Origin of the sequence: Paenibacillus agricola (assembly GCF_011440305.1) — a bacterium.
In the GTDB taxonomy this organism is placed as follows: domain Bacteria; phylum Bacillota; class Bacilli; order Paenibacillales; family NBRC-103111; genus Paenibacillus_S; species Paenibacillus_S agricola.
Genome location: NZ_JAAOIW010000012.1, coordinates 79,932 through 103,359, shown reverse-complemented (window position 1 = coordinate 103,359; position 23,428 = coordinate 79,932). Strand labels below are relative to the sequence as shown.

Genomic DNA, 23,428 nt, shown 5'->3' with positions numbered 1-23,428 from the left:
TAGCGAGTTACTTTCCATTTTGTAGGAATGTCCTTATACTTAGCTAGGCAGATCCGGTTCATGCCAGTTCAAGTAATCCCTATTTATATACATTTTAATTTTTTTGAAAGGATGATGGACATGTGGACTCGTAGGGAATTAAAAACAAGAGCGAAAAATGTGTTGAGACTAACGTATTGGAAAGCTTTTCTGGTTAGCCTGATCATCGGCTTTGTCGGAGGAAATGGCACAGGCGGCGGCGGCACTATTCCTACCCCTATAGGAAATGTGTTTGATCCGGATTTATGGGAATCCCGCGGCAGCAGCTCCTACCGCAGCAATACCTGGCCAAGCACCTTTATGGATGTGTTCGGTGAAGCTATTGAAAGCCCATATTTCTTCCTCGTCGTTTTCATTATCGCGCTTATATGTTTTATCATTTTCGCTCTTGTCTTTTCATTCCGTATTTTCCTGTGTTACCCGCTCGAGGTGGGCAGCAGACGTTACTTTGTAAGAACCGCGCAGAACGATAACAATCTCAACGATATTGAATACGGATTTCGCAAAACGAAATATTTGGCAATTGTGAAGTCGATGCTATGGAAGGATTTCATTAATTTCCTTTGGTTCCTGCTGCTGATCATCCCGGGTATTGTAAAATCCTATGCTTACCGGATGGTGCCTTATATTTTGGCGGATAATGCAAACATCGGCTACAAACGTGCACTTGAATTAAGCAATCGAATGACAGCAGGCCAAAAATTCCGGATGTGGGTATTGGATTTGTCTTTTATCGGATGGTATTTATTAGGCTTCATCGCCCTCTTCATCGGCATTTTATTCGTTATGCCTTATGATAATGCTACCAAGGCTGAGCTGTATTTGGTTTTGCGGCAAAGTGCGCTGGATAAAGGCGATTGCACCTATGAAGAATTTGGGCTGGATCCCCAGTAAATAGGGTAGCTTCAACTGATACATTGATGTCCCTCAACGAATAAGTCCCCATTGTAGGTGGCTCGCAAGCGAATTATTGAAATATAGAAATAAGGCTACCCTTGTATTCTGGGTAGCCTTATTTCTATGCCTATGGATTGTTACTATAGATTGTTACTATGGCTGGTAGCCCTTAACGGTCTGCTGCCTCAAGCTTCATCATCACAAAAGCGGCCTCGCGCCCATTCACCAGCAGGGCAATCCGGTGCTCACCCGGATAATGGCGGCGGGTCGTGAGGTCCGCCCAGCGATGCGTCCGCTTTCCCGTAAGCTGTGCCCCGCCGGGCACGGTTTTGTCGGAGAGCAAGAACGCTTTGCGCGATGTACGCCCTCCGGCTTTTATGAAGTCGATCCCATATTCGATGCGAATACGCACGGGTTCTCCTTCTTCGATATGAAGCTCGTAGCGCAGCTCGCAGCTCTCACCGATCGAGAGCGCAAGCGGCTCCACCGCCAAGGAGGCGAAGGTCGTAAGCGACGCATCATCGGCTGGCTCCGCGTAGCCGAACAACGCCATCACCTCGGGATAACCCTTGCGGATCAAGGAGCGGCAGGCATGCCGCACGATCCAGTCGGTATGAGGCCCCACGCCTTTCCAGCGCCGCGCCGTATCAAGCACAAGCGCAGGGTGATCCTTGGCGATGTCGTTGAGATTATTCGCGACACTTTTGCGCACATAAAGCGATGGATCAGCCTTTAGCTGCTCCAGCACGGGCAGCACGGGAGCCGGGTCCAGCTTGAACATCGGAAGCGACTGCCCCCATGGCAGCCGTGGCCGGCAGCCCTCGCTGGCAAGCCGCCGAACATGCTCGTTCGGATGCTTCGCCCAGGACTGCATCTGCTGCATCATCCGCTCCGGCTCGCGCAGCAGGAATGGCCTTACGGCAAACTCAGCGGATGACCTCTGGGTGAAACGCTCTAGCGCTTCCATAGACAGCGCCCAATGCTCCTCCGCTTGTCCGAACACCTCGACAAAATCAGGAAAGAACAGGTACGGAAACCCTGTGCAGGCCTCGTCGAGCTTAAACATCACTGCCAGCGCTTCTTCATAACTGGCAGGCAAATACTTGCCAAGCGTCACCGTTATTCGCCGCATCCGCGCTTTCAGTTCCAGCTCGTTCCAGGTGCCGTCCATCGCTTCGGCGACGAAGCCTTCGATATTGAAGGGGCTATAAACAGCCTGCACCTTCATACCAAAGCCAAGCAAAAACTTTTCATTATACATAGCTTTTAAAGGCTCTGCCATCATTAATCTCCTCTGCCGTCTATTAGATTACAAGGAAAGGATCTTCAATCTTATCCTCCAAAAGCTTGACCAGCCCACCAAACTCCAGCTCCTCAAATTTCTTGGTCGCTAATTCTTTGCGTATGTTCCAAATACATTCATCCAGCCCGCATGTAATGGGAAGATCCACTCTAATCGTCGCTAAATCTCGTGAAAGATGCAGCATGTCCAAATTCGCTTCAATCTTGGTTCGCACACTCTTCGGCAGCTTATCCAGATTTTCCAGCACACCTTCAACGGACTGGTATTCAAGAAGGAGCTTTAAGGCGATTTTTTCACCGATCCCTTTGACCCCAGGATAATTATCGCTTGTATCGCCCATAAAGCTTTTTAACTCAATGATTTGGTAAGGCTGCAGCTGCTTCTCGTCCCATAACATTTGCAAATCGTAGGTCAAGTAGTTCAGCTTGCCTTTTTTCATAATAACCACATGGATTCGCTCCGAGATCAGCTGCAGCATATCATGGTCTCCAGTTAGTATATATACATGCGCTTCCTTGCTGATTGCTGTCGCCAATGTTCCAATACAATCATCAGCTTCGTAGCCTTGTAACCCAATATTAAGGATGCCCATTTCTGCAACTACTTCTTTAACAAGCTCAAATTGGGGAATCAGCTCCTCTGGTGGAGCCTTTCTGTTGGCTTTATAGGAATCATACAGCTCGGCACGGATCGTCGTCCCGCCCAAATCCCAGCAGCATACCACATGAGTGGGTTCGAAGGTGTGCACCGCATCAAATAAATATTGAATAAAGCCATAAATCGCATTGGTGGGAACACCGGCGCTCGTTTTGCGAATATAACCCGTGTAGGAGGTTGCATAAAAAGCTCTGAATAGCAGCGCCATTCCGTCGACAATTAACACTTTATGATTGTTATGATTGGTTTCCATGCTGTCACCCGCTTCGCTTCAATCTAGTAATCTAGTAATCTAGTAATTTGAACAACTAGTAAACACTATTAACTATTGTACCAGATTTAGCTAGGCAAAGTGAACGCTTCGGCTTCTAATTATCCTTGCAATCCGAGATCGTCAAGCACTGATTTCGGCGGTGAGCCACAAAAAAGCCCCAAACCCGCAAAGGTTTGAGGCAGATCTCTACAGGTTTAGCGTTTTAGCAATTGCAATTCAGCACGGGCTTACGCGCCGCAAGCGTTTCGTCAAGACGGCGGACATCCGTGTTGTAAGGAGCATTATGCAAAAGCTCCGGTGTCTCGGCCGCTTCCTTAGCGATTTGGATCATCGTATCGATAAAGCCGTCCAGCGTTTCTTTGCTTTCCGTTTCGGTCGGCTCGATCATGATGCATTCCTCCACGTTCAACGGGAAGTAAATCGTTGGCGGATGGTAGCCGAAGTCGAGCAAGCGTTTGGCCACATCCAGCGTGCGTACATTATATTTCTTCAAGCCGCGGCCTGACAGCACGAATTCATGCTTACAAATGCGGTCGAATGGTGCGTCGTAATAAGGGGCAAGGCGGCGCAGCATATAGTTGGCATTGAGCACCGCACATTCGGATACACGGCGTAAGCCTTCCGGACCGTAGGTGCGAATATAGGTGTACGCACGAACCAGGATACCGAAGTTGCCGTAAAAGGCTTTGACCCGGCCGATTGATTCCGGTCTGTCATAATCGAAATAGTACGTGCCGTCCTCAGCCTTGGCAACGATTGGCTTGGGCAGGAACGGGATCAGGCGTTTCTTAACGCCGACCGGACCTGCGCCTGGACCGCCGCCACCATGCGGTGTGCTCATCGTTTTGTGCAAATTCAGATGCACAACGTCAAAGCCCATATCACCCGGACGGGTGATACCCATAATCGCGTTGGAGTTGGCTCCATCGTAATAGAGCAGGCCACCGGCCTCGTGGACAATGGCGGCCACTTCGACGATCTGCTCCTCGAACAAGCCAAGCGTGTTCGGATTGGTCAGCATCAGCGCCGCTGTATCCGGCCCGACCACCTTGCGCAGCGCTTCAAGATCAACAAGCCCTTTATCATTCGATGGAATCGTAATCGTCTCAAAGCCAGCTACCGTCGCACTCGCAGGGTTCGTTCCATGCGAGGAATCGGGAACGATAACCTTGGTGCGGCTTAGATCATTGCGGCTTTCATGGTAAGCACGGATCATCATCAATCCCGTCCATTCACCATGGGCACCTGCTGCGGGCTGCAGCGTCACTTGATCCATGCCGGTTATCGCGGCAAGATCATTTTGCAAGGTATATAACAGCTCCATCGCCCCTTGAATCGAAGATTCAGGCTGGTATGGATGGATTTTGGCGAAGCCGGCAAAGCGGGCGACATCTTCATTAATTTTCGGGTTATATTTCATCGTGCAGGAGCCAAGTGGATAAAAACCATTGTCGATCCCGAAATTTCTGCGTGATAGCGCCGTGTAATGGCGGATTACATCGACTTCATAGACTTCAGGCAATTCTGCCGCTTTCGTGCGTAATAGATGCTCAGGAATCAGCTTATCCACAGCAGTGCGTGGTACATCGCAGGCTGGCAAGGAATAGCCGACACGGCCTGGCTTGGTCATTTCAAAAATCAAGGCTTTGTCATGCTTGACCACAACTACGTCTTGCTGATTCAAAGGTCCAAGCTGTCCGGTTTGCTCGGATAGCCCGATTGGTGCAGCTTGTCCAGTTTGTACATTAGATGCTGTTGATTCATTCATAGGGCTGCCTCCAATTGTTGGGCAAATTCGTCGATCTCTACTTTGGTTCTGCGTTCAGTTACAGCAATAAGCATATGTCCTGAGAGCGCTGCGTCATCCCTGCCCAAGTCGTAGCCTCCAATAAAGCCTGCTTGTAACAGCTTCTCATTCAGCGCTGCAACCGGAGTGGCTTCCGGCAATTTGATAATAAATTCATTGAAAAATGGCGTTTGCGGGAACAAGACGGATACACCAGGTACACGGCCTAACACGTCAGCTGCATAATGCGCCTTCTGGATGTTCAGGTCTGCGACCTCTTGAATCCCTTGCTTGCCCAGGGTAGAAATATAGACAGCTGCGCACAGCGCAAGCAATGCTTGATTCGAGCAAATATTCGAGGTCGCCTTCTCGCGGCGGATATGCTGCTCTCTCGTTTGCAGCGTCAGCACGAAGCCGCGCTTGCCATCACGATCAACCGTTTGCCCGACAACACGTCCAGGCATCCGGCGCATCCATGTAGTGGACACGGCGAAGTAACCGCAGGTTGGTCCGCCCAGTGAAGCGGGGATGCCAAACGGCTGTGCATCGCCAACGACGATGTCTGCTCCCAGCTTGCCGGGAGGCTCAAGCATTCCAAGCGAAAGCGGATTGCTGCTAACGACGAACAAAGCTCCCGCTCCATGCGCGATTGGATCGATAGCACCCAAGTCCTCGATGCAGCCATAGAAATTCGGCGATTGGATCAACACGGCTGCCGTCTTGTTAGTAACAAGGGAGGCTAGCTCCTCCAGATCAGTCAATCCATTGCGAGTGCCCACCTCGATAATTTCCAGGTTCAAGCCCTTCGCTGTCGCTGCGACAATTTGTCGCGCTTCTGGATGGATCGCACGGGAGACGACTAGCTGCTTGCGCTTTGTAGCTCCTGAAGCCAGCGCACCCGCTTCTGCCAAGGCAGTTGCACCATCATACATACTGGCGTTGGCAACTGCCATGCCTGTCAACTCGCATATGTACGATTGAAATTCAAAAATCGCCTGCAGCTCGCCTTGGCTAATCTCCGGTTGGTACGGGGTATAGGCGGTATAGAATTCAGAACGCGAAATGACATGGTTAATTACAACCGGAAGGTGGTGGTCGTAAATGCCAGCTCCCAGAAAGCTTGTATAATTGTCGAAATCGGCATTTTTCCCTGCCAGCTTGCGCATATGCTTTAACATTTCATGCTCATCCAACGCTTCGGACACATCAAGCCGTCCCTGAAAACGTACAGACGCGGGAATATCACTGAACAGCTCTTCAATCGTTGAAATGCCAATGGTCTCGAACATCTCAGCTTGGTCTTGCTCCGTCATTGGCAAATAGCGGTGCTTCACAACATCCACTCCTCATTTTGTAATAGTTAGTTTCTTTTATAGGGTACTGTTAGTACTGCGTTTATAAAAAGGAGCTTTCACGACAACCGCTTTAAGCTGTTTTTCGCGAATTTCCACCCAAATTTCTGTGCCTAGCGCGCTATATTCAGCCTCTACCAGCGCCAAACCAAGGCTCCGCTTAAAGGTCGGCGACTGGGTGCCTGTCGTAACCTCGCCAATTTGGCGACCATCCGCATATACGGGATAGTGGCTGCGCGGGATACCCCGGTCGATCATCTCGATGCCTACAAGCTTACGGGGAACGCCGTTTGCTTTTTGATTAATAAGTGCGTTACGCCCGATAAAATCTCCTTTGTCGAGCTTCACGAAAAATCCGACCGATGCCTCAAGCGGGCTGATCGTTGACGATAGCTCCTGCCCATACAAAGGCAATTTCGCCTCGAACCGCAGCGTATCGCGTGCCCCCAGACCAATGGCCAGCAAGCCGTGCTCCTCGCCTGCCGCCATCAGCAGCGTCCACACGGTTACAGCATCAGCAGCATCGACATATAATTCGAAGCCATCTTCACCTGTGTAGCCTGTTCTCGACACCAATGCTTTGACACCTTCGATTTCAACCTCTGGCAAAAATGTAAAGCCTTTTAATTCATTGATCGTCGCAGCTACGGCTGCTGGCACCACTTTACTAATAATCGTTGCGGCTGCCGGACCCTGCAAAGCTAACAAAGCGGTATGGTCGGAAATATTCTCCAACTTTACATCTTCAAAAAGCTGTTGGCGCATCCACTCGACGTCTTTATCAATATTGGAGGCATTAATGACCAGCATAAAGCGGTCGACCGCCAGACGGTACACGAGCAAATCGTCTACGACGCCGCCGTTCTCATAGCACATCAGGCTGTACTGCGCCTGTCCAATTTGCAGCTTCGTTACATCGTTCGTTGTCAGTCTTTGCACATAGGCTTCAGCAAAAACCCCAGTCACAATCACTTCACCCATATGGGACACATCGAATAAGCCTGCACGCTGTCTTACCGCGTCATGCTCTTTTTGAATGCCATGAAATTGCACGGGAAGCTCCCAGCCCCCAAAATCAATAACTCGTGCATCGCCATATTGCTTGTAAATCGAAAATAATGGCGTTCGTTTTAATTCGGACATAAGATCACCTCGGTCAGATATAGTCATGGATTGCGATGTTTATTATAGAGTTCCCATTGTTGGGAATAACAAAAAGACAGAGTGAAAAGCAGAGGTTATTCAATGAATAACCCGATCTGCTTCCCACTCTGTCCTTTATACCTGAGAGTTACCTACGCATGCCTTTGTGTTATTCACAAAAAAGACAGATAGTTTCCCCATCGGTGTCCCAACCGTTACGATTACCATTGGTTGGAAGCTCTCCAGAGCTGCGTCCTGCAAAAGTCCTTTTGCCTGAGAGATTCACCCTCCCGGGTTTACTCCTTCGGCGCTATCGTCAAAGCGACAGTCTCTCCTTGTGCATTCATCCGCTTATTTAAAATTCATATAACCATTATTAACCTACCTCTTACCTTATTGTCAACCTCAAATTCGAATCTTACACGTTTTTTGTTACTTAACTTGACATCAATAGTAACGCTGATTTAGTCTGTAATCATCAGTTCTGCGCATGTACCTATGGATGTGCAGACAAAATCCAAACATTTGAAAGTAGGGACAGTCCATGTCGGAGGTTAAGGATCAATTGTTTTACAGCAAAGAGCATGAGTGGGTAGAGGTAATTAATGAAAACACCATACGGATCGGCATCACAGATTTCGCACAGTCCCAATTGGGCGATATCGTATTCGTAGAGCTGCCGGAGATCGGTGCAGAAGTACAGGCCGAAGCAAGCCTCGGCAATATTGAATCGGTAAAAACCGTTTCCGATTTATTCGCACCTGTGACTGGTGTGGTAGCCAAAGTGAACTCAACACTGCTGGACCAACCGGAAATCGTAAACAGCGATGCTTTTGGCGAAGGCTGGATGATTGAACTGGAAATTGATGCGAGTGCGCATGAAGCCCTTAAGCAGCTGCTAACCGCTGAACAGTATCGTGAATACACGGCTGAATAAGTGGAATACGAAGCTCTATTAAATTCGAAAAAGGCGTAGATACCTGTAAGTAGGTGTCTATGCCTTTTGGGTTGTTTCTAGCCCGCTAGCTGTGGTTGACAGCCAACACGTATCTAAGCAGTATTTTCGATTTCAGGCAGACTTATTCGTCACAACTATAAGGTGCGTGAACTTGCCGCCGAGTGTATTATCCACCTCGGTACGTGGTAAATTCTAATATTTTGTTAGTTTTGTTTTTTTGCTTTTTCCGAATAGATCCAAGCTGCCATAACATCAATATCATTGTAACTAAATTGTCCCATTCCAAAAAACGGGGTCATTACAGTTAATTGTACATGTCCATCTTTTCTTTCTCTATGTCCTATCATAAAATCTCTTGACCTTTTGCTAGGTTTTATATCAAAATTTGAAGGAACTGACCCGGTGCTAAATTTCTTAAAATTAAAACCTAAATCCTCGTAATGCTTTTGAAGTCTGATAATCCTTTTCCTATTTGTATCTTGGGTATCATAGTATTGATAATACTCTTTACTATTTTCAAACTTTCCCGGGACTGAATATGGAAAATCGGCTTTGCTCTTTTTCGGCAGCGGATACCAATCTATCATTGCAGTTTGCCCACCTCTTTTATGCAATCGATAGGCTGTATAATCATCGTTATGACGAAACGACTGACGATTGGAAAAATCCAGATTTGCTTCTAGGAGTGCTGCCAATCGGATTTGCATCCTCATTGTCTGATCAATTCTTCTATTAACTTCCCAACTTACAGACAATCCCCTCTTCTCTAGGTTGCCATTAATAGCTGTAAGAAGAGCAAGAGAGTCATCAGTATTCGTTACATACCAACCACCTTCAAATCCCATTTCCTCATTTAAATAATGAACAAATTGTGTATGATGATTTAGAAAATCTATTCTACTCTGTATATTCTCTTGGTAATTAAAACGCCATAACCCTTCTTCCATACCAACGAATACATACTTTGCATCCTTAAGGTTTCCGTATTGTAAAAAAGTTTCGAATTTTTGCAGTTCATCCTCATTCAAAATACACTTTTCATCGCGAATCTCCATCCGCTACCTCCTTCAATCGAAATAGCCTGTCGGCATTCGCCGATACTTGTGGGACAAGGCTTTGCTTGAGCCGATAGCCTAAGATGCTCATTCATAATGTAAACACGCTCTCTTATCGGCAATTTGTTCATAAAAACCTCGATTTCATTAAGCTCAATGAACTCCTGCCTCTCTGAATAATCCAGTTTAAGTCTCACTCCATTCAAAACGAGTCGCAGCTCCCCGATTTGCCTCTTTATGCAGCATATTTCTTTCTCTATTATGATCGATGGCGCTCCAAGTCGAGTAGTCTGACTGTACGGTTTAACCAGGCTCTTAATCTACTGAAGGCCATGTTTACCTTCTCATGTGGAAGCGCTTAATTAATGTCCGCAGCTCCGTCTCCATATCAACACCTCAGGATCCATTTTTATCCACCATTATACTACGGTTTCTTTATTCCTGCTTCCTTCTGAGTGTAAGATCATTCATTAAATCCTCATTCGTTTTCCCTGTAATCTCCAGTGTCGACTCAATGATGGCAGAATTAATAGCAAAAAGATCAATAAAATGATTGAATAAATCATAATTATGAATTATAATTTCATTATATCTTCTTAAAGGAGTGATTGCCCTATGACAGCACCTGGTATTCATACGTATACAGAAATCAATGGCCAAGCAGAGGCGCTTAACGCCGCTTGGAATCAATTAGACCAACAGCAGGATTGGATCCTGCAATATTTGAACAACGATTTATTTGATGAGATCATCTTTATCGGCTCGGGCTCTTCCTATTATCAAGCGTTAACGATGGCTTCCACCTGCAGGGCTTGGCTGGGCAAGAGCGCAACCGCTTATCCTTCCTCCGAATTGCTGTTATTCCATAAGCAAGCGGCTCCCGCGCATCGCAATTATTTGGCAATTGGTGTATCCCGCTCTGGGGAATCGACCGAGGTCGTGTTAGCGTTGGAAGCTCTTCAAGCATTGCCAAATTGGTCAATCGCCGGGATTACCTGCTATGAAGAAAGCACGATGGCTCAGCTGGCTGACTGCCTAGTTTCTCCCAATGGGAAAGAAACGAGCACCGTGATGACCAAATCGCTCAGCAGTATGACGTTTATGATGCAAGCGGCGATTGCCAAAGCGGCTGGTCGCGAAGATTTGCTTGCAGAATTGGCGGGAGTTAAGGAACAGGCTGGACAAACTGTTCGGGATGCGGACGCTTTTATTCATTCGCTGGTACAAAAGCAGCCATTCCTTAAGTATGTGTATTTGGGAATGGGCTCGCTATATGGCCTTTCTCTTGAGGCATGCCTCAAGATCAAGGAGATGTCGTATGTATGGACGGAAGCTTATGGAACCTTGGAGTTTCGCCATGGACCTAAATCGATCGTCGAGCCTGGCACCCTGGTGTGCTTGCTGCTCTCCGAGCAAGCGCGGGCATATGAGCTGAAGGTCGCACGCGAAATGCAGGAGTATGGCGCCTTTGTGGTGGTATTGACCGCGCAGAAGGATGAGGATACCTCATTCGCTGATGCTGTGTTCGAGGTTGGCGGCGGCGGTATTTCAGATGAAGCACGAGCTGTGCTGTATCTTCCAGCGCTGCAATTTATGGGCTATTACACGGCACTTAGCCTGCATGCCGATCCCGATTCGCCGCGCAATTTGACGCAGGTTGTAAAAATATAAGGAAGCTTAATGCTTGCGATGCTAGTTTTGCCTCGCAAAACTCAAAGGAGAGACCACCATGCCACTTGTTTCATCCACGTCCATGCTGCAAGCCGCGCGCAGCGGCGGTTATGGTGTAGGTGCCTTTAATGTGCACACGCTTGAAATGCTGCAGGCTGTTGTCGAAGCCGCCGAAGAAACGGGTTCCCCGTTGATTCTGCAATCGACTGTAGGAACCGTCAAGCATCTCGGTGCCGATTATTTGGCCGCGGCTGCAACTACAGCCGCCAATCGCTCCAGCGTGCCGATTGCGCTCCATTTGGATCACTGTACGGATTTTGCTATGATTGTTCATTGTATAAGGGCGGGATATACATCTGTGATGATAGATGCTTCCATGCATGCTTTTGAAGAAAACGTCGCCCAAACCAAACGGATTGTAGATATTGCCCATGCCGCGGGTGTCAATGTGGAGGCGGAGCTAGGCAAGGTTGGCGGCGTTGAGGATGAGATCATCGTCGCCGAGCACGAAGCCTCGCTGGCTGATCCGCTGGAATGCGCACGTTTCGTGCAATTAACCGGTGTGCCAACCTTGGCACCAGCTATTGGAACGGCGCACGGCATCTACAAAGGTATGCCTCATATCGATTTCGCCCGCATTCAGCGCGTAGCTGAGCTTGTCACGGTTCCACTTGTTTTGCATGGTGGATCTGGCATTCCTGAGGCGCAGGTCAAGCGCTGTATCGCGCTTGGTATGTCCAAAATGAACATCGCTACGGAAATCCGTATCGTCTTCTCTGATGCCATCAAGCAAGTGTTTAAAGACAATCCCGATGAAAATGATCCCCGCAAATATATGGTACCAGCGAAAAAAGCCGTGAAGGAAGCAGCGATCGAAAAGATGCGCATGCTGGGCTGCTTCGGAAAAGCGGCAGACACCCGATAACAACACAGGCTACATTTTGAAGTCCTACAGCATCATATCATTGCCACAGCAAAAATTGTGCAACCGGCCAAGGAGGCACTACTATTCATGATTACTACTGTAACCCTAAACGCAGCCATTGATAAAACCTATTACCTGCCAAGCTTTGGGCTCGGGCAGGTATCGCGGGTACAGCGAATGTTCGCCGAGCCCGGAGGCAAAGGCATCAATGTAGCGCGTGTCATTCAGCAGCTTGGCTACCCCGTTATAGCTACGGGGTTTGTAGGCGGACATAATGGACGTTTTATCGAAAATGCCTTGTCTCAGCAAGGAATCGAGCATGACTTTATCCATGTAGAGGGAGAATCACGGCTTTGTTTAAACGTGATTGAGGAGTCGAAGGGGTCCTCCACCGAGCTGTTGGAGCAAGGGCCAGTGATATCCGAGGAAGCCTGGCAGCTTATGCAAGCTAAGCTTGCCCACTTGGCGGCACGCTCCCGAATCGTTTGCTTCTCGGGCAGCTTGCCGCAAGGCGTGCCTGACGATGGTTATGCACAGCTTATCGCTATTGTGAAGCAGGCAGGCTGCCTCGCCTTTCTTGATACGAGCGGTTCCGCTTTGCTGCAAGGGATAAAGGCGCTTCCTGATTTTGTAAAGCCCAATGAGGACGAAGTTCGTGCTTTGCTGACGCAGGTTGGATGGCTTCGTGCTGGAGTTGGCTTCAAGATTGAAGCCGATACTGGCGTTAGCACTCGGGGCGAGGTTGAGGCTAGCGATGACCCTGAAACTGGTACAGATACTGGTACGGGTGCGGATTCAAGCGTTAGCACTGAGGCTGTAATCAGGACCGGTCTGCTTCACCTGCACAGCCAAGGCTTGCCCATAATCACGATCTCGCTTGGCTCCGAGGGCTCGGTCAGCGTTTACGCAGGAGCCTTGCACAGGATCAAGGCTCCTTGCATTCAGCCCGTCAACACCGTAGGCTGCGGGGATGCCTTCGTTGCCGGCATGGCGATCGCCACTGCACAGGGGCTTCCGTTCCAAGTATGCTTGGAACGGGCCACAGCAGCTGCCTCGGCGAATGCACTAACCGACCGCGCAGGCAATGTCCACCCAGATGATGTGGAGCGTTTGCTCGCCGCGATAGCTGCAACACATTAGTAAGGACAAACAAATGGAATCCGTCAAGCTGCTTTTATTTTCCTATGCACCATAAACACATAAACCAAAACCGAGCCTACCGAGGCCACAGCGATAACAAGGCCCATAGGCACGGCCGACTGGCTTCCTCCCAATCCAACAAGCGGGGCGACAAAGCCACCGATGAGCAGCGATAATACGCCGAGCAGTGCAGAGGCTGTCCCAGCCGCCCTGCTCTGCTTTTGCATCGCCAACGAAAATCCGGTTGAGGAGACAATTCCCACACTGGATACGACTAAAAATAACGGAAGCAGAACACCATACAAGCCCGCCCCTGTGAGGATCATAATAAGCAGTGTAACACCGCCAAAAGCAGATATGCACAGTCCACTCACCAACAGCCTTGTTTCACCCAAGCGGCTTACAAGCCTTCCAGTTACTTGGCCAGCGATAATAATGCCGAGTCCGTTAATGCCGAAAAATACACTAAACATCTGTGGGGAGACATGGAAAATTTCCTGGAGCACGAAAGGCGAGCCCGATATATAAGCAAACATCGCCGCAAATACGAGGCCTTGGGCAAGCGCATAGCCCATAAAGACACGGTCGCCAAGCAGGCCACGATAGGTAGCCAGCGTATTTTTGATGCCGCCTTTAGATCTTGACCCTTCCGGCAGCGTCTCGCGCAAACCCCAAAATGCCGCTGCCAGCATCAAGCTGCCCAAAATGCCCAATACGATAAATACGCCCTGCCAGGACGTAAATCTCATGATTTGACCACCTACGATAGGCGCCATAATTGGAGCCACTCCATTGACCAACATCAGCAGCGTGAAAAACTTCGTCAGCTCGGTTCCGGCATACATATCCCTGACAATCGCCCGCGAAATGACGATTCCCGCAGAGCCAGCCAAGCCTTGAATAAAACGAAGCACGACCAATCCCTCAACCGAAGGGCTGAGCACACATAATAACGAAGTAATCGCATAGAGGGCAAGACCGATTAGCAGCGGTGTTCGGCGTCCGCGTATATCACTGATGGGTCCTACAAATAATTGCCCAAGCGCCAAGCCCAGCAAGAAAAAGGTTAAGCTCAGCTGTACCAGCGAGGCATTCGTGTTGAAATCCTGGCCTATAGTGGGCAATGCTGGCAAATACATATCTATGGATAAGGGGCCAATCGCAGCCAAAGAGCCTAATATGAGCACCATCCATAACCGATTGCCCCGTGCAGCGGGCTGAGGTTCAGCTTCGGAGCTGCTGATCGTGTTGTTCATCTGTATCGATAACCACCTTTATACATTTATAAGGCATATAATAATCATAAAGTATCAATTAAATGCCGGATAGCCTCTGATAAGTCGATCTTTTTTTCCTGGCAATAGCTGTTTAATTTGGCATAGGTGACATCATCCAAACGAACATGGATCGAATGGTTAAGCTTCTCTGCCGCTGCTTTCTTGGGTCGCCCTCTTCCGATTCTGCGTTGCCCTTGCTCATCCTTCCAGACAACAAGTGTTATAAAGCCCTGCTGGCTGATGCATTCATCCCCATCATGCTCCTTCCAAATCTCGGCCGCATGCTGCTCATGTTTGCTCACATATTCCGCAAGCTCATCACCCTCCAAGCCTTTGGCGTTGGCCTTTTGAATAAATTTGTGCCGTATAAACGTTTCATATTGTGCAAATGAGGCAAAAGTGCGCTCCTTCATAGCTCCTCCTTATTTATTGTTCTACAAAAAATAATAGCATGTTTTGGGAGGATTGCAAGCCAATTTACATAAAAAAAGATCGTACACCAGAAGCCCGAGCAGCCTGAGGAACGTACAATCTTTAAATTATAGAATACGGGCTTAAGATTACATTACTTTTACTTTACATGAAGCCTAGCTATTTTTTCCGCCGGCGTACTATCCAGATGACCAGCACCACTAGAATAATAATCGCCAAAACGCCTCCAATAAGGACGATGCGGGACATATAAGGCTTATTGTTGGGAGACAGTACATCCAGGCTTTGCTCTAAAATGGAGGGTGCGCTTTTTTTCTGCTCCAGCATATACGAATGAATCCGGCTTAGTGGATCAATAAGAATGGCTTGCCCGAACATTTTCTTTCTTTCCACGGGATCGTTTAGCAGGGTATTCATCCGTTTTATCATTTGATTGTCTGTTGCAGCTATCACCATCATATAATTCGATTCTTCCGTTAGTGGGAAGATTTCAATAAGTCCGCTTTGGGCGGAGCTACTTTTGAGCAGCTCAATATTGGGGTTCATGGAAGCCAATACCCCTTTGCTCGCGCTGATCGGAATCTGAGGCGACTGATTGGCCAGGTCAGGTATGCCGCTTACACTTCCTATATAGATATAGTTTTTCCCTTTTTCAATGGACGCTGCCGGTGGACCTTTACGGATACTAATATCGCTCTGGGTGGTGGCGTTTTTGCCAATCAGCCCACTTACTGTTGCCAATAGGCTTAAGGCTTCTGATGAAGGCTGGCTGTCCATCAAAAAGTCCGTATTAGCCCAAGCACCCTTTACGACAAAAGGAAACGGCAAATGGCTAAAGTCGACGGTATGGCTCGGACGGTAAGCCAGGGTAAGAAAGGAATCCTTCGATACGATCGCCCAGTTACCGATTTGCGAATTTCCGGTGCAGGAATCCGTGGATGAATTGAATTGGAACCCGATATCAATGCCGATGGAGCCGGTAGTAAGCAGGCTTAGCGGGATATCAATTTCCTGGGAGCCAAAATCACTGCTCTCCTCGTTCAGATATTTACTTTGCAGAGGGACATTGTTGACCCTGACCGTCATTAGCGATTGTGCGAAGTTCAGGGTTTTGGTATGGCGGTATTGAAGCTTGAGCTTGGCATCTTTATACACTTCCCATTCCGATGGGATGGAGTAATTGACCCTCGCCGCGCCGACTAACGGGCTTTCGATAATTAAATCCTGATAGCCCATATCCGATAAGGAGATCGTCGTGCTGGCCTTGCTGGCTTCTACAGGCTTAATCGTTTTGGATAAGGGCAGCTGCGTCAAATCAACTGCATTTCCCGTTAATTGGCTGTACAAGCTTTTATCCGTAATGACATGGGCGGCATTAGCCAGCTCTGCATCACTTCCGGCCAGGAGCAGGATGGAATTCGCCGGATTCCACGGAGAGGGCGTAAGACCCATCAAGCCAGAAGCAAGGGCAGGCTGCTTTTTTTGAAGATCCTCCACTAGCCTTTTCCCATTGCCACTCCAGCTTTCTTTGCTGCCGATCCATATTTGATTGGTCGTTTTGATCAGGGCATCACTTAGCTCAGCTTCCTTTAATACAGTAAATTCCAGCATACTGGCAGGCACCAAGGAGGAAAAATGAGCAGATAGCTTCGATAGTACCCCTAGCTGGGCTTCGTTGGGGTGATCAGGCAGAATGAATAAGCTCTTTAAGGGCTTTACGCTTCCTTTTTCCACAAAAGGACTCGGATACCAAGAGAAATCTGCGGTTTCATAGCTTTTTTTATAATTAAAGTGGATCACACTTTCCTTGCGGAATAAAGTCCAATTCGATGTATTATTTTGGTCCTCGCACAGATTATCCGTAGCCTCCATATGGGTTAAAATCGAAATTTTATGGAATCCGGGCTTAAGCTCGGTATCAGGGAAGTTGATTTTCCAGGTGCCTGCTTGCTCATTTTTCTCATTAAGAAACTGGGTTCCCAGCGGAATATCGTCCAAAAAAATAGTTAATGTTGACTTCAGCGGAAGCAGCGTTGGCGAATGGCCAAGGTATAGCTGGAAGTAAGAGCCCTTCTGTATGCTCCTGCTTGAAGACAATTCAAAGAAATAATCTTGTCGGTTGGTTACCCCTTGAACGACCAGATCCTCCTGCAAAAAAAAGAGGTTTTCCACATCATCCGTAGGGGAGCTGTTAGCATGCAGCACGACCGAGCTATTCGGTTCCACAGCTTGCAAAGCTTGCGTTAAATCGACTGCTGGCTCTGCGCTAATTATCGGTACGAGCAAGCTCTGAACCAAGATCAGAAGCAGCAGCACAATTGAGAGAATACGTTTTATCATGACAGGTTTAGTTTCCTTTCTAAGCTTGAAAGCGTTCGGTTTTATCCCATTTGACTTCCTTTTTATTTATAACGGTTTTGATATGAAGAAACATCGAACGAATGACAAGAACAATCCATAATTGCGAGTAAGTGACGTACATCAGCAGGACAATCAAGAAATTACGGAAGGTTAATTCCGTTTTTTCAATACCTAGTGTAATCATAATTTCAATGATATAGAGCACGTAGGCCAGCATCCAGATCAGCAAAAAGGGTCCTGGCAAGGTAACCTTGACAACGCCTAGCATACTCAGCACCATTAAGGAATTCGACAGCAAGACACCACCCAAGAACAAAAAGTAGGTAAAAAAGAAATACACAATATCAAAGATCATCCGTGGCTTTTTCATGGCGAACAGCTTGGGGATATACATTAAGATCACATATTGGTTGCCGCGCGCCCATCTCGTCCGCTGCTTAAACCAAACCTTCCAGGTCTCCGGCTCCTGCTCCCATGTTATCGCTAACGGATGAAATTGAATTTCATAGCCTTCCTCATAGACCCGGATGCTCAGCTCCGTATCCTCTGCCAGCGCTTTAACATCCCAACCGCCTATCTGGTCCAGTACGGAGCGGCGGATCAGGAAATTGGTGCCCGGTATGGTGCTGATCCGGAACCATTGCCATCTGCCTGCCTGCGCCATCCATTGAAAGCTGATCGTTTCTATATTGATAAAACGTGTGAGCAGGTTTTTGTGGGCATTGATAACCCGGAATTTCCCCACAACAGCCCCTATGCCCGGTTGGTCGATAATCGTATTAACTAGATGCTTGATTGCGCTTCGCTCTGGATTGTTATCGGCATCATATACAGCTATATATTCACCTGTTGAATCCTGTAAGGCTCGGTTTAGTGCCGTTGATTTGCCCTTGCCTCCAGCAGGCGGAAAGGTATGGATCGCTTTTATAAACGAATACTTGGCAGCAAATTCCTCTACAATCTCACCCGTTTGATCCGAGGAGTTATCATTGATCACAATAACCTCCAATTGCCCCAAGGGATAATCCAGCTCGACCATGGAGTTTAGTGTATTGCGGATGACTACCGCTTCGTTATGCGCCGGAATGAATATCGAAACCTTAGGCCAATAATCACGCTGGGGTATAGGAAGCAGCTTGAGCGCCTCCATTTTGTTAGAAAATAAATAACCGCCCAAAGCCAGAAACATATGGTATAGCAGCATCAACCAGATCGAGGCCAAGGCAATAAGAAACATGCTATTTCCGCTCACTAACAGTCAACGTCCTTTCAGTAAATAAGCGATAACGCCTTCTACGGTTGAGTAAAAAGAGGAAACCAATAAACAGCACAATAAACACAGCCACAACCATTGCAAGCGACCAAGTCAGCAAGTAGGTAAAAGAAGACAACGCGGTTGACTCTTGTTCAGGTGAAGTGGCATATAGGCTTAATTCATCTGGATTGCTGATGGTAATTTTGAGCTCTCCGAAGCCATTGGATGCCATGTCCATAAAGGAGGTATGCACATAAAGTGGCCCATATAAAGGGTTTAAGTAATCAATGGGTTCTTTGTACAAGGAATCAATCGCCTGTTCCAGCAGGTCTAAGGACGAGTCTGTATGAAAAAGCATTCCGTAAAAGCTGTCTCTAACGATTTGGAGCTGATCGATGTTTCTTAACAGCTTTTCTATATCGCCCTGCTCATTTCTGGGGTCACCCAACGTTTCAGGAAATAGCTGCAATCCTGATGAGCGATGCTCCATTACGTAAGGGACACTTTGCAAGCCCAGATAGGATTGATCGGAGATCTGCAATTGACCGTACAGATGGGAAAAATAAGTGCTTACGATTTGATAGCCTTTTTGTGACATCGCGTATAGCGGAGGCTCAAAGCCAACTGGATAAAGCCCAAGCTTAATAAGAATGGCAATTCCCTTATTCAGCTTTTCTTTGATAACCGACTCTTCATCCTCAATAGGTTTGTCCTCCAGCGCATCCCAAAACTCATAGCTATTGCCAGTAGCCGTATGCTTATACTGATGGGTTAATCCGTTTAAAATGATACTTCCACCGCTATTTTGCATATGGAGCAGCGCCTTCACAACATCCGGTCGTTCTTCAAGGGAAACCAAGGTGGAGGTCAATGGATACACATAGATAGGAGTGACAGCTACTAAAAATGGGATTTTCCGCTTGATAAAGACTTCTGTAATTTCGTGGAGTTTTTGAGCGGAAGTTAGTGGATTCACATTTTGTACAAGGATATAGCCTTGATGCTTACTATCATGTGGCTGAACCAAAATATCATGCAGGACATCGGCAAGGAGCAGACCTGTAATCCCCGTTACTTGGCTGGACATCATATACCACCGGTTTTGGTTTCTCAGAATAAGTGGACTTGACCTAATCCCATCTGAGGCGAGCGAAAGGACTTCATCCTGTGCTTGAATGTCTTTGAAGTAAACCATAAGTCCATTGACCGGATAAGCTTGAGCCTCATAAGTTAATGAGAGGGCTAATAAGGATTGCTTGACCTCACCAGCACCAATCCATAACACAGGTATAGGCAAGCCCTGGAGCTTCATATCCAGCTGCTGCCTTAGTGATTCGTTCACATGGTTATCGAGCACCACAATAAAATCGTAAGTGCTCCCATTATTTTCAAGCGTTTCATTCCAGCTGGCCATATGGGTACCCCCTTGAAAGTGCCCCATTAAATGTACCAGCCGCCGTGCATTCTCTTTTCCATTATCATTGTCGTAGGTAATCAAAAACCGGGGAACAGAAGCTTCGGCCGCTATGCCGGTAAATGGGCAAATGAAAGCCAGACCGATCAGTAAAATAGCGAGCCAGCCGGATATTTTGCTGTTAACCGACATTATAGATCAACCCTTGCTTCGCCTTTTCATACAACTCCATCGCCCCAACACCTTCCTCAGGGCATCCAGCAAAACCAAACTTCAGCTTTAATTTAATTTCTTTGGTGCCTTTGGGTGTATTAATATGTAGATCCTGAATGCTTTCCTCAAGCCGTTTAACGACAATGCTGGCATTAGCTACTTCGGTTTCAGGCAATATGCTGGCAAATACACCATCATCAATATAGGCTTTTTTGTCCACATCCCTAAGCACATCATTGATTTTCCAGGAAAGCTGCTGCAACAGCTGTGAAGTTAGTATCTCCTCCCCGTATTCCTTTTTGAGCTCCTTGAAATAAACAATTTCAATTAGCATTAAGGTCATGGAGCGGTTGTAGCGAACACTTCGCGAGCTTTCTTCTTCGAGGTCTTGAATAAAGGATCTGTAGTTGGAAAAGCCGGTCAGTACATCAACAGAAACGAGCAGCTCGCGCTCTTCTTCATATTTTTTGTACGTGCGAAACATATGGTTAAAATCGGCTCCAAAATTTCCAACAATGCTGGCACTGATAGGAAAAAAGAACAACCAGAATAAATCATTCGTCGTAATGTCCGCAATACTTTGTACTATATAAAGCTTATAAAGCAGGAAAGATCCATATATAAATACAGCAAACATTGATGTCAAAAGCGCCCCGAGCGAGCCCAGATAGAACCCAATCACAGATACGACAATAAAGAGCAAAAACCAAAGGTAGTTGAACGGATACATCTGTATCGTGAAGCTCAAATATAAACTGGCAAACACCATACAGAGCATCTGCGCCAGCAGGTACATATAGATGCGATGCTGTGGAGACTGCTGCTTAGACATAGCTTTGGCAGCGGTCTGCTTAGGCCGATACGGAGCGGCATCTACAATGCGCTTGGGTTGGACGTGAGCCGCAGCGGGTGCGGTCACTACTGCGGCGGCGGGTGCGACCTCTGCAACTGTGAGCATTGCCTGGGTCGCTGGCTCCGCTTCCAGCTCCAACGCCTCGACATGCGCCGCTTCTAGCGCTGCCGCCTCCGCTCGCTCCGCTTCCAGCTCCAATGCCTCGACATGCGCTCCTTCCAGCGCTGCCGCCTCCGCTCGCTCCGCTTCCAGCGCCAATGCCTCGACATGCGCCGCTTCCAGCGCTGCCGCCTCCGCTCGCTCCGCTTCCAGCGCCAATGCCTCGACATGCGCTCCTTCCAGCGCCAACGCCTCGACATGCGCTGCTTCCAGCTCCAACGCCTCGACATGCGCTGCTTCCAGCTCCAACGCCTCGACATGCGCTGCTTCCAGCTCCAACGCCTCGACATGCGCCGCTTCCAGCGCTGCCGCCTCCGCCCGCGCGACTTCCAGCGCCAACGCCTCGACATGCGCCGCTTCCAGCGCTGCCGCCTCCGCCCGCTCCGCTTCAAGCGCCAATGCCTCGACATGCGCCACTTCCAGCGCTGCCGCCTCCGCCCGCTCCGCTTCCAGCGCCAACGCCTCGACATGCGCCGCTTCCAGCGCTGCCGCCTCCGCTCGCTCCGCTTCTAGCGCCAACGCCTCGACATGCGCCGCTTCCAGCGCTGCCGCCTCCGCCCGCTCTGCTTCCAGCTCCAACGCCTCGACATGCGCCGCTTCCAGCGCTGCCGCCTCCGCCCGCTCTGCTTCCAGCTCCAACGCCTCGACATGCGCTGCTTCCAGCTCTGCCGCCTCCGCCCACTCTGCTTCCAGCTCCAACGCCTCGACATGCGCCGCTTCCAGCGCTGCCGCCTCCGCCCGCGCGACTTCCAGCGCCAACGCCTCGACATGCGCTGCTTCCAGCGCTGCCGCCTCCGCTCGCTCTGCTTCCAGCGCCATCGTTACCTCGGTCGCTTCCTTTTCCTGCGCTAACGCAACTTCGGTCGGCTCCGCTTCAATCTCAACCGCCGCTTTTCCCTCTTTTTGTTTGAGCGGTATAATGCCGGCAAAATACCTTCTTTTACTTTTTAAATGCGTCTCACGTCTGGTTCTCATGGATAATTGTTCCTTTCTGATTCAGCCAGCAGTGCTTGCAAATGATCAAAGGAGTAGGCCTCATTTGTATTCAAATCGACAAAGCCTCCGAAGTATGGAGAAGCAGGATCCTGCACAGACAATTGCAGCATTCGTTGATATAAGCCTTCAGCAAGCTCCGGTTCTTGATTGACCTGCTTCAATAGCCTGAATGCCAAGGCATACACGGCTGGAGATTCGTCCTGGCTGACCTCTTTACCTGCTACAGAATAAGCATTCGCCAGCTTTTTATTCAATGTCCATTGCGATTTAATGAAATTCACGGTTGCTGTCACATGGATCTGGTCTTCTGCCCGATGAAGGGCACTATACAAAAAATCGATCGAATTAAACTCCGTTTGAGCCTTCCAGGTTCTACTTTTTAGATCAAATGTTTTATAGTACAAACCGTTATCCAGAGCAGCATAATCAGATAACTGTTTACTGCTTGTATAAATGGCTGCCCATTGCTGTGACCTCATGCTCAGCATCTTCAGCGTAAACAGGTCAAGGTAAGAAGCCGTCACTGTGTCTGCCTTCTGCGCCGGGCTCCAATTATAAAAATCAGCCAGCAACGCATCACTTTGCGCATTTTTCCATAATCCATTTGCAATTTGATCGGCTTTCTTGGCATATTCCGATTGCTTCCAAAGATCGGCTGCCAGCAATAAAGAACGCACTACTAACAAATCATCTATTGTAGCATTAGTGGTAACAGCTTTATTATTTGCCTTATCTACAACCCATCTCAAGCCACTGCGGTCCATAAGATGGTTATTTAAAAAAACATACTGCTGAGCGAACAAATCCTTCCGATTTTGCTTTACAGCATAAAGCATCATAAGGCCCGTAGACTCAGAAAGCATCTGGTGCCCAGTTGCCGTATGCTCTATTTTATCACTATCTTCACGTAGATTGGTATAAATACCTCCGGCATTGTCCATAAGGTGCCCAACAACAAACCGGTACAAGCTGGATTCATCTCCTTTTAAAACAAGCCTTATATCTGGATTAGACATCCAAGTAAATTGGTAAATTACCAGCGACAACATCAAAGAGGCAAACACCCATCCTATCTTATGTTTCCAGAGCTTTAGCATGAAAGGTCGACAACCCCTAGTTAATCAAATAGTGCCTAATTCTACTTTATAGCAAATTGGGACTAATGGTCTATATTTTTTATTATAATGAAGAAACTTAAATTTTGATAGTTACTTGTAGCAGGCTTTCTATAAAAATCCGCGTAAAGGTTGGGCAGAAAAGCAACATAC

At 48.1% G+C, this 23,428-nt stretch carries 19 protein-coding genes and 2 riboswitches; of the genes, 5 read left to right on the top strand and 14 right to left on the bottom strand.

Translation table 11 applies throughout. The features are described from left to right. The first annotated feature begins 120 nt into the window (after positions 1-120). A complete protein-coding gene (locus tag G9U52_RS26985) occupies positions 121-933 on the top strand; it encodes a DUF975 family protein (protein WP_166153772.1) in 813 nt (270 codons plus the stop codon). A gap of 172 nt (positions 934-1,105) precedes the next feature. Here G9U52_RS26985 and G9U52_RS26980 read toward each other — a convergent pair whose 3' ends face one another. The 5 genes from G9U52_RS26980 to gcvT all read right to left on the bottom strand — a co-directional run bounded on the left by G9U52_RS26980 (position 1,106) and on the right by gcvT (position 7,451). Next, positions 1,106-2,218, bottom strand: a complete 1,113-nt coding sequence (locus G9U52_RS26980) for a DNA alkylation repair protein (protein WP_166153771.1) — start codon at positions 2,216-2,218, stop codon at positions 1,106-1,108. Positions 2,219-2,240: 22 nt separating this feature from the next. Continuing rightward, positions 2,241-3,149 (bottom strand): 5'-3' exonuclease, encoded by a 909-nt coding sequence (locus G9U52_RS26975; protein ID WP_166153770.1) that lies wholly within the window; start codon positions 3,147-3,149, stop codon positions 2,241-2,243. 223 nt (positions 3,150-3,372) lie between these two features. After that, positions 3,373-4,938: an aminomethyl-transferring glycine dehydrogenase subunit GcvPB gene (gcvPB, locus tag G9U52_RS26970; RefSeq protein ID WP_166153769.1), complete on the bottom strand. Its 1,566-nt coding sequence runs from the start codon at positions 4,936-4,938 to the stop codon at positions 3,373-3,375. Then, positions 4,935-6,290 (bottom strand): aminomethyl-transferring glycine dehydrogenase subunit GcvPA, encoded by a 1,356-nt coding sequence (gene gcvPA, locus G9U52_RS26965; protein ID WP_166153768.1) that lies wholly within the window; start codon positions 6,288-6,290, stop codon positions 4,935-4,937. Before gcvPA ends, gcvPB begins: the two co-directional genes overlap by 4 nt. Before the next feature lie 36 nt (positions 6,291-6,326). Next, a complete protein-coding gene (gcvT, locus tag G9U52_RS26960) occupies positions 6,327-7,451 on the bottom strand; it encodes a glycine cleavage system aminomethyltransferase GcvT (protein ID WP_166153767.1) in 1,125 nt (374 codons plus the stop codon). A 119-nt stretch (positions 7,452-7,570) separates the two neighbouring features. Continuing rightward, positions 7,571-7,702: riboswitch (glycine riboswitch) on the bottom strand. Next, a riboswitch (glycine riboswitch) is annotated at positions 7,703-7,798 on the bottom strand. It abuts the riboswitch before it with no gap. 197 nt (positions 7,799-7,995) lie between these two features. On the opposite strand from gcvT, the gene gcvH reads away from it, so the two are divergent. Next, entirely contained in the window at positions 7,996-8,388 is a 393-nt protein-coding gene (gcvH, locus tag G9U52_RS26955; RefSeq protein ID WP_166153766.1) for a glycine cleavage system protein GcvH, read from the top strand. Between the two features lie 224 nt (positions 8,389-8,612). Here the strand turns inward: gcvH and G9U52_RS26950 are convergent, their stop codons facing one another. After that, positions 8,613-9,464: a hypothetical protein gene (locus G9U52_RS26950; RefSeq protein WP_166153765.1), complete on the bottom strand. Its 852-nt coding sequence runs from the start codon at positions 9,462-9,464 to the stop codon at positions 8,613-8,615. Further along, a complete protein-coding gene (locus tag G9U52_RS26945) occupies positions 9,434-9,661 on the bottom strand; it encodes a hypothetical protein (protein ID WP_207953218.1) in 228 nt (75 codons plus the stop codon). Before G9U52_RS26945 ends, G9U52_RS26950 begins: the two co-directional genes overlap by 31 nt. Positions 9,662-10,079: 418 nt before the next feature. On the opposite strand from G9U52_RS26945, the gene G9U52_RS26940 reads away from it, so the two are divergent. The 3 genes from G9U52_RS26940 (at position 10,080) to G9U52_RS26930 (ending at position 13,200) form a co-directional block, all read left to right on the top strand. Continuing rightward, on the top strand, positions 10,080-11,135 hold the full coding sequence (locus G9U52_RS26940; protein ID WP_166153763.1) for an SIS domain-containing protein: 1,056 nt from the start codon (positions 10,080-10,082) through the stop codon (positions 11,133-11,135). Between the two features lie 58 nt (positions 11,136-11,193). Then, on the top strand, positions 11,194-12,060 hold the full coding sequence (locus G9U52_RS26935; protein ID WP_166153762.1) for a class II fructose-bisphosphate aldolase: 867 nt from the start codon (positions 11,194-11,196) through the stop codon (positions 12,058-12,060). Positions 12,061-12,147: 87 nt separating this feature from the next. Beyond that, positions 12,148-13,200, top strand: a complete 1,053-nt coding sequence (locus tag G9U52_RS26930; RefSeq protein ID WP_166153761.1) for a 1-phosphofructokinase family hexose kinase — start codon at positions 12,148-12,150, stop codon at positions 13,198-13,200. 23 nt (positions 13,201-13,223) lie between these two features. Here G9U52_RS26930 and G9U52_RS26925 read toward each other — a convergent pair whose 3' ends face one another. The 7 genes from G9U52_RS26925 to G9U52_RS26895 all read right to left on the bottom strand — a co-directional run bounded on the left by G9U52_RS26925 (position 13,224) and on the right by G9U52_RS26895 (position 23,209). Next, positions 13,224-14,456, bottom strand: a complete 1,233-nt coding sequence (locus G9U52_RS26925; RefSeq protein WP_166153760.1) for a Bcr/CflA family multidrug efflux MFS transporter — start codon at positions 14,454-14,456, stop codon at positions 13,224-13,226. Between the two features lie 44 nt (positions 14,457-14,500). After that, the gene (locus G9U52_RS26920; RefSeq protein WP_166153759.1) at positions 14,501-14,890 is read right to left on the bottom strand and encodes a hypothetical protein; all 390 of its coding nucleotides are present in this window, start codon (positions 14,888-14,890) and stop codon (positions 14,501-14,503) included. 178 nt (positions 14,891-15,068) lie between these two features. After that, positions 15,069-17,249: a cellulose biosynthesis cyclic di-GMP-binding regulatory protein BcsB gene (locus G9U52_RS26915; protein ID WP_166153758.1), complete on the bottom strand. Its 2,181-nt coding sequence runs from the start codon at positions 17,247-17,249 to the stop codon at positions 15,069-15,071. Positions 17,250-17,268: 19 nt separating this feature from the next. Continuing rightward, positions 17,269-18,507 carry a glycosyltransferase family 2 protein gene (locus tag G9U52_RS26910; protein WP_166153923.1) on the bottom strand — a complete coding sequence of 413 codons (1,239 nt, stop codon included), beginning with the start codon at positions 18,505-18,507 and terminating at the stop codon, positions 17,269-17,271. Position 18,508: 1 nt separating this feature from the next. Then, complete coding sequence (locus G9U52_RS26905) at positions 18,509-20,131, bottom strand: DUF2334 domain-containing protein (protein ID WP_166153757.1); 1,623 nt, start codon at positions 20,129-20,131, stop codon at positions 18,509-18,511. Next, positions 20,121-22,139 carry a GGDEF domain-containing protein gene (locus tag G9U52_RS26900; protein ID WP_166153756.1) on the bottom strand — a complete coding sequence of 673 codons (2,019 nt, stop codon included), beginning with the start codon at positions 22,137-22,139 and terminating at the stop codon, positions 20,121-20,123. Before G9U52_RS26900 ends, G9U52_RS26905 begins: the two co-directional genes overlap by 11 nt. Beyond that, the gene (locus G9U52_RS26895; RefSeq protein ID WP_207953217.1) at positions 22,136-23,209 is read right to left on the bottom strand and encodes a glycosyl hydrolase family 8; all 1,074 of its coding nucleotides are present in this window, start codon (positions 23,207-23,209) and stop codon (positions 22,136-22,138) included. The genes G9U52_RS26900 and G9U52_RS26895 overlap by 4 nt, the downstream gene beginning before the upstream one ends. Positions 23,210-23,428 lie beyond the last annotated feature (219 nt).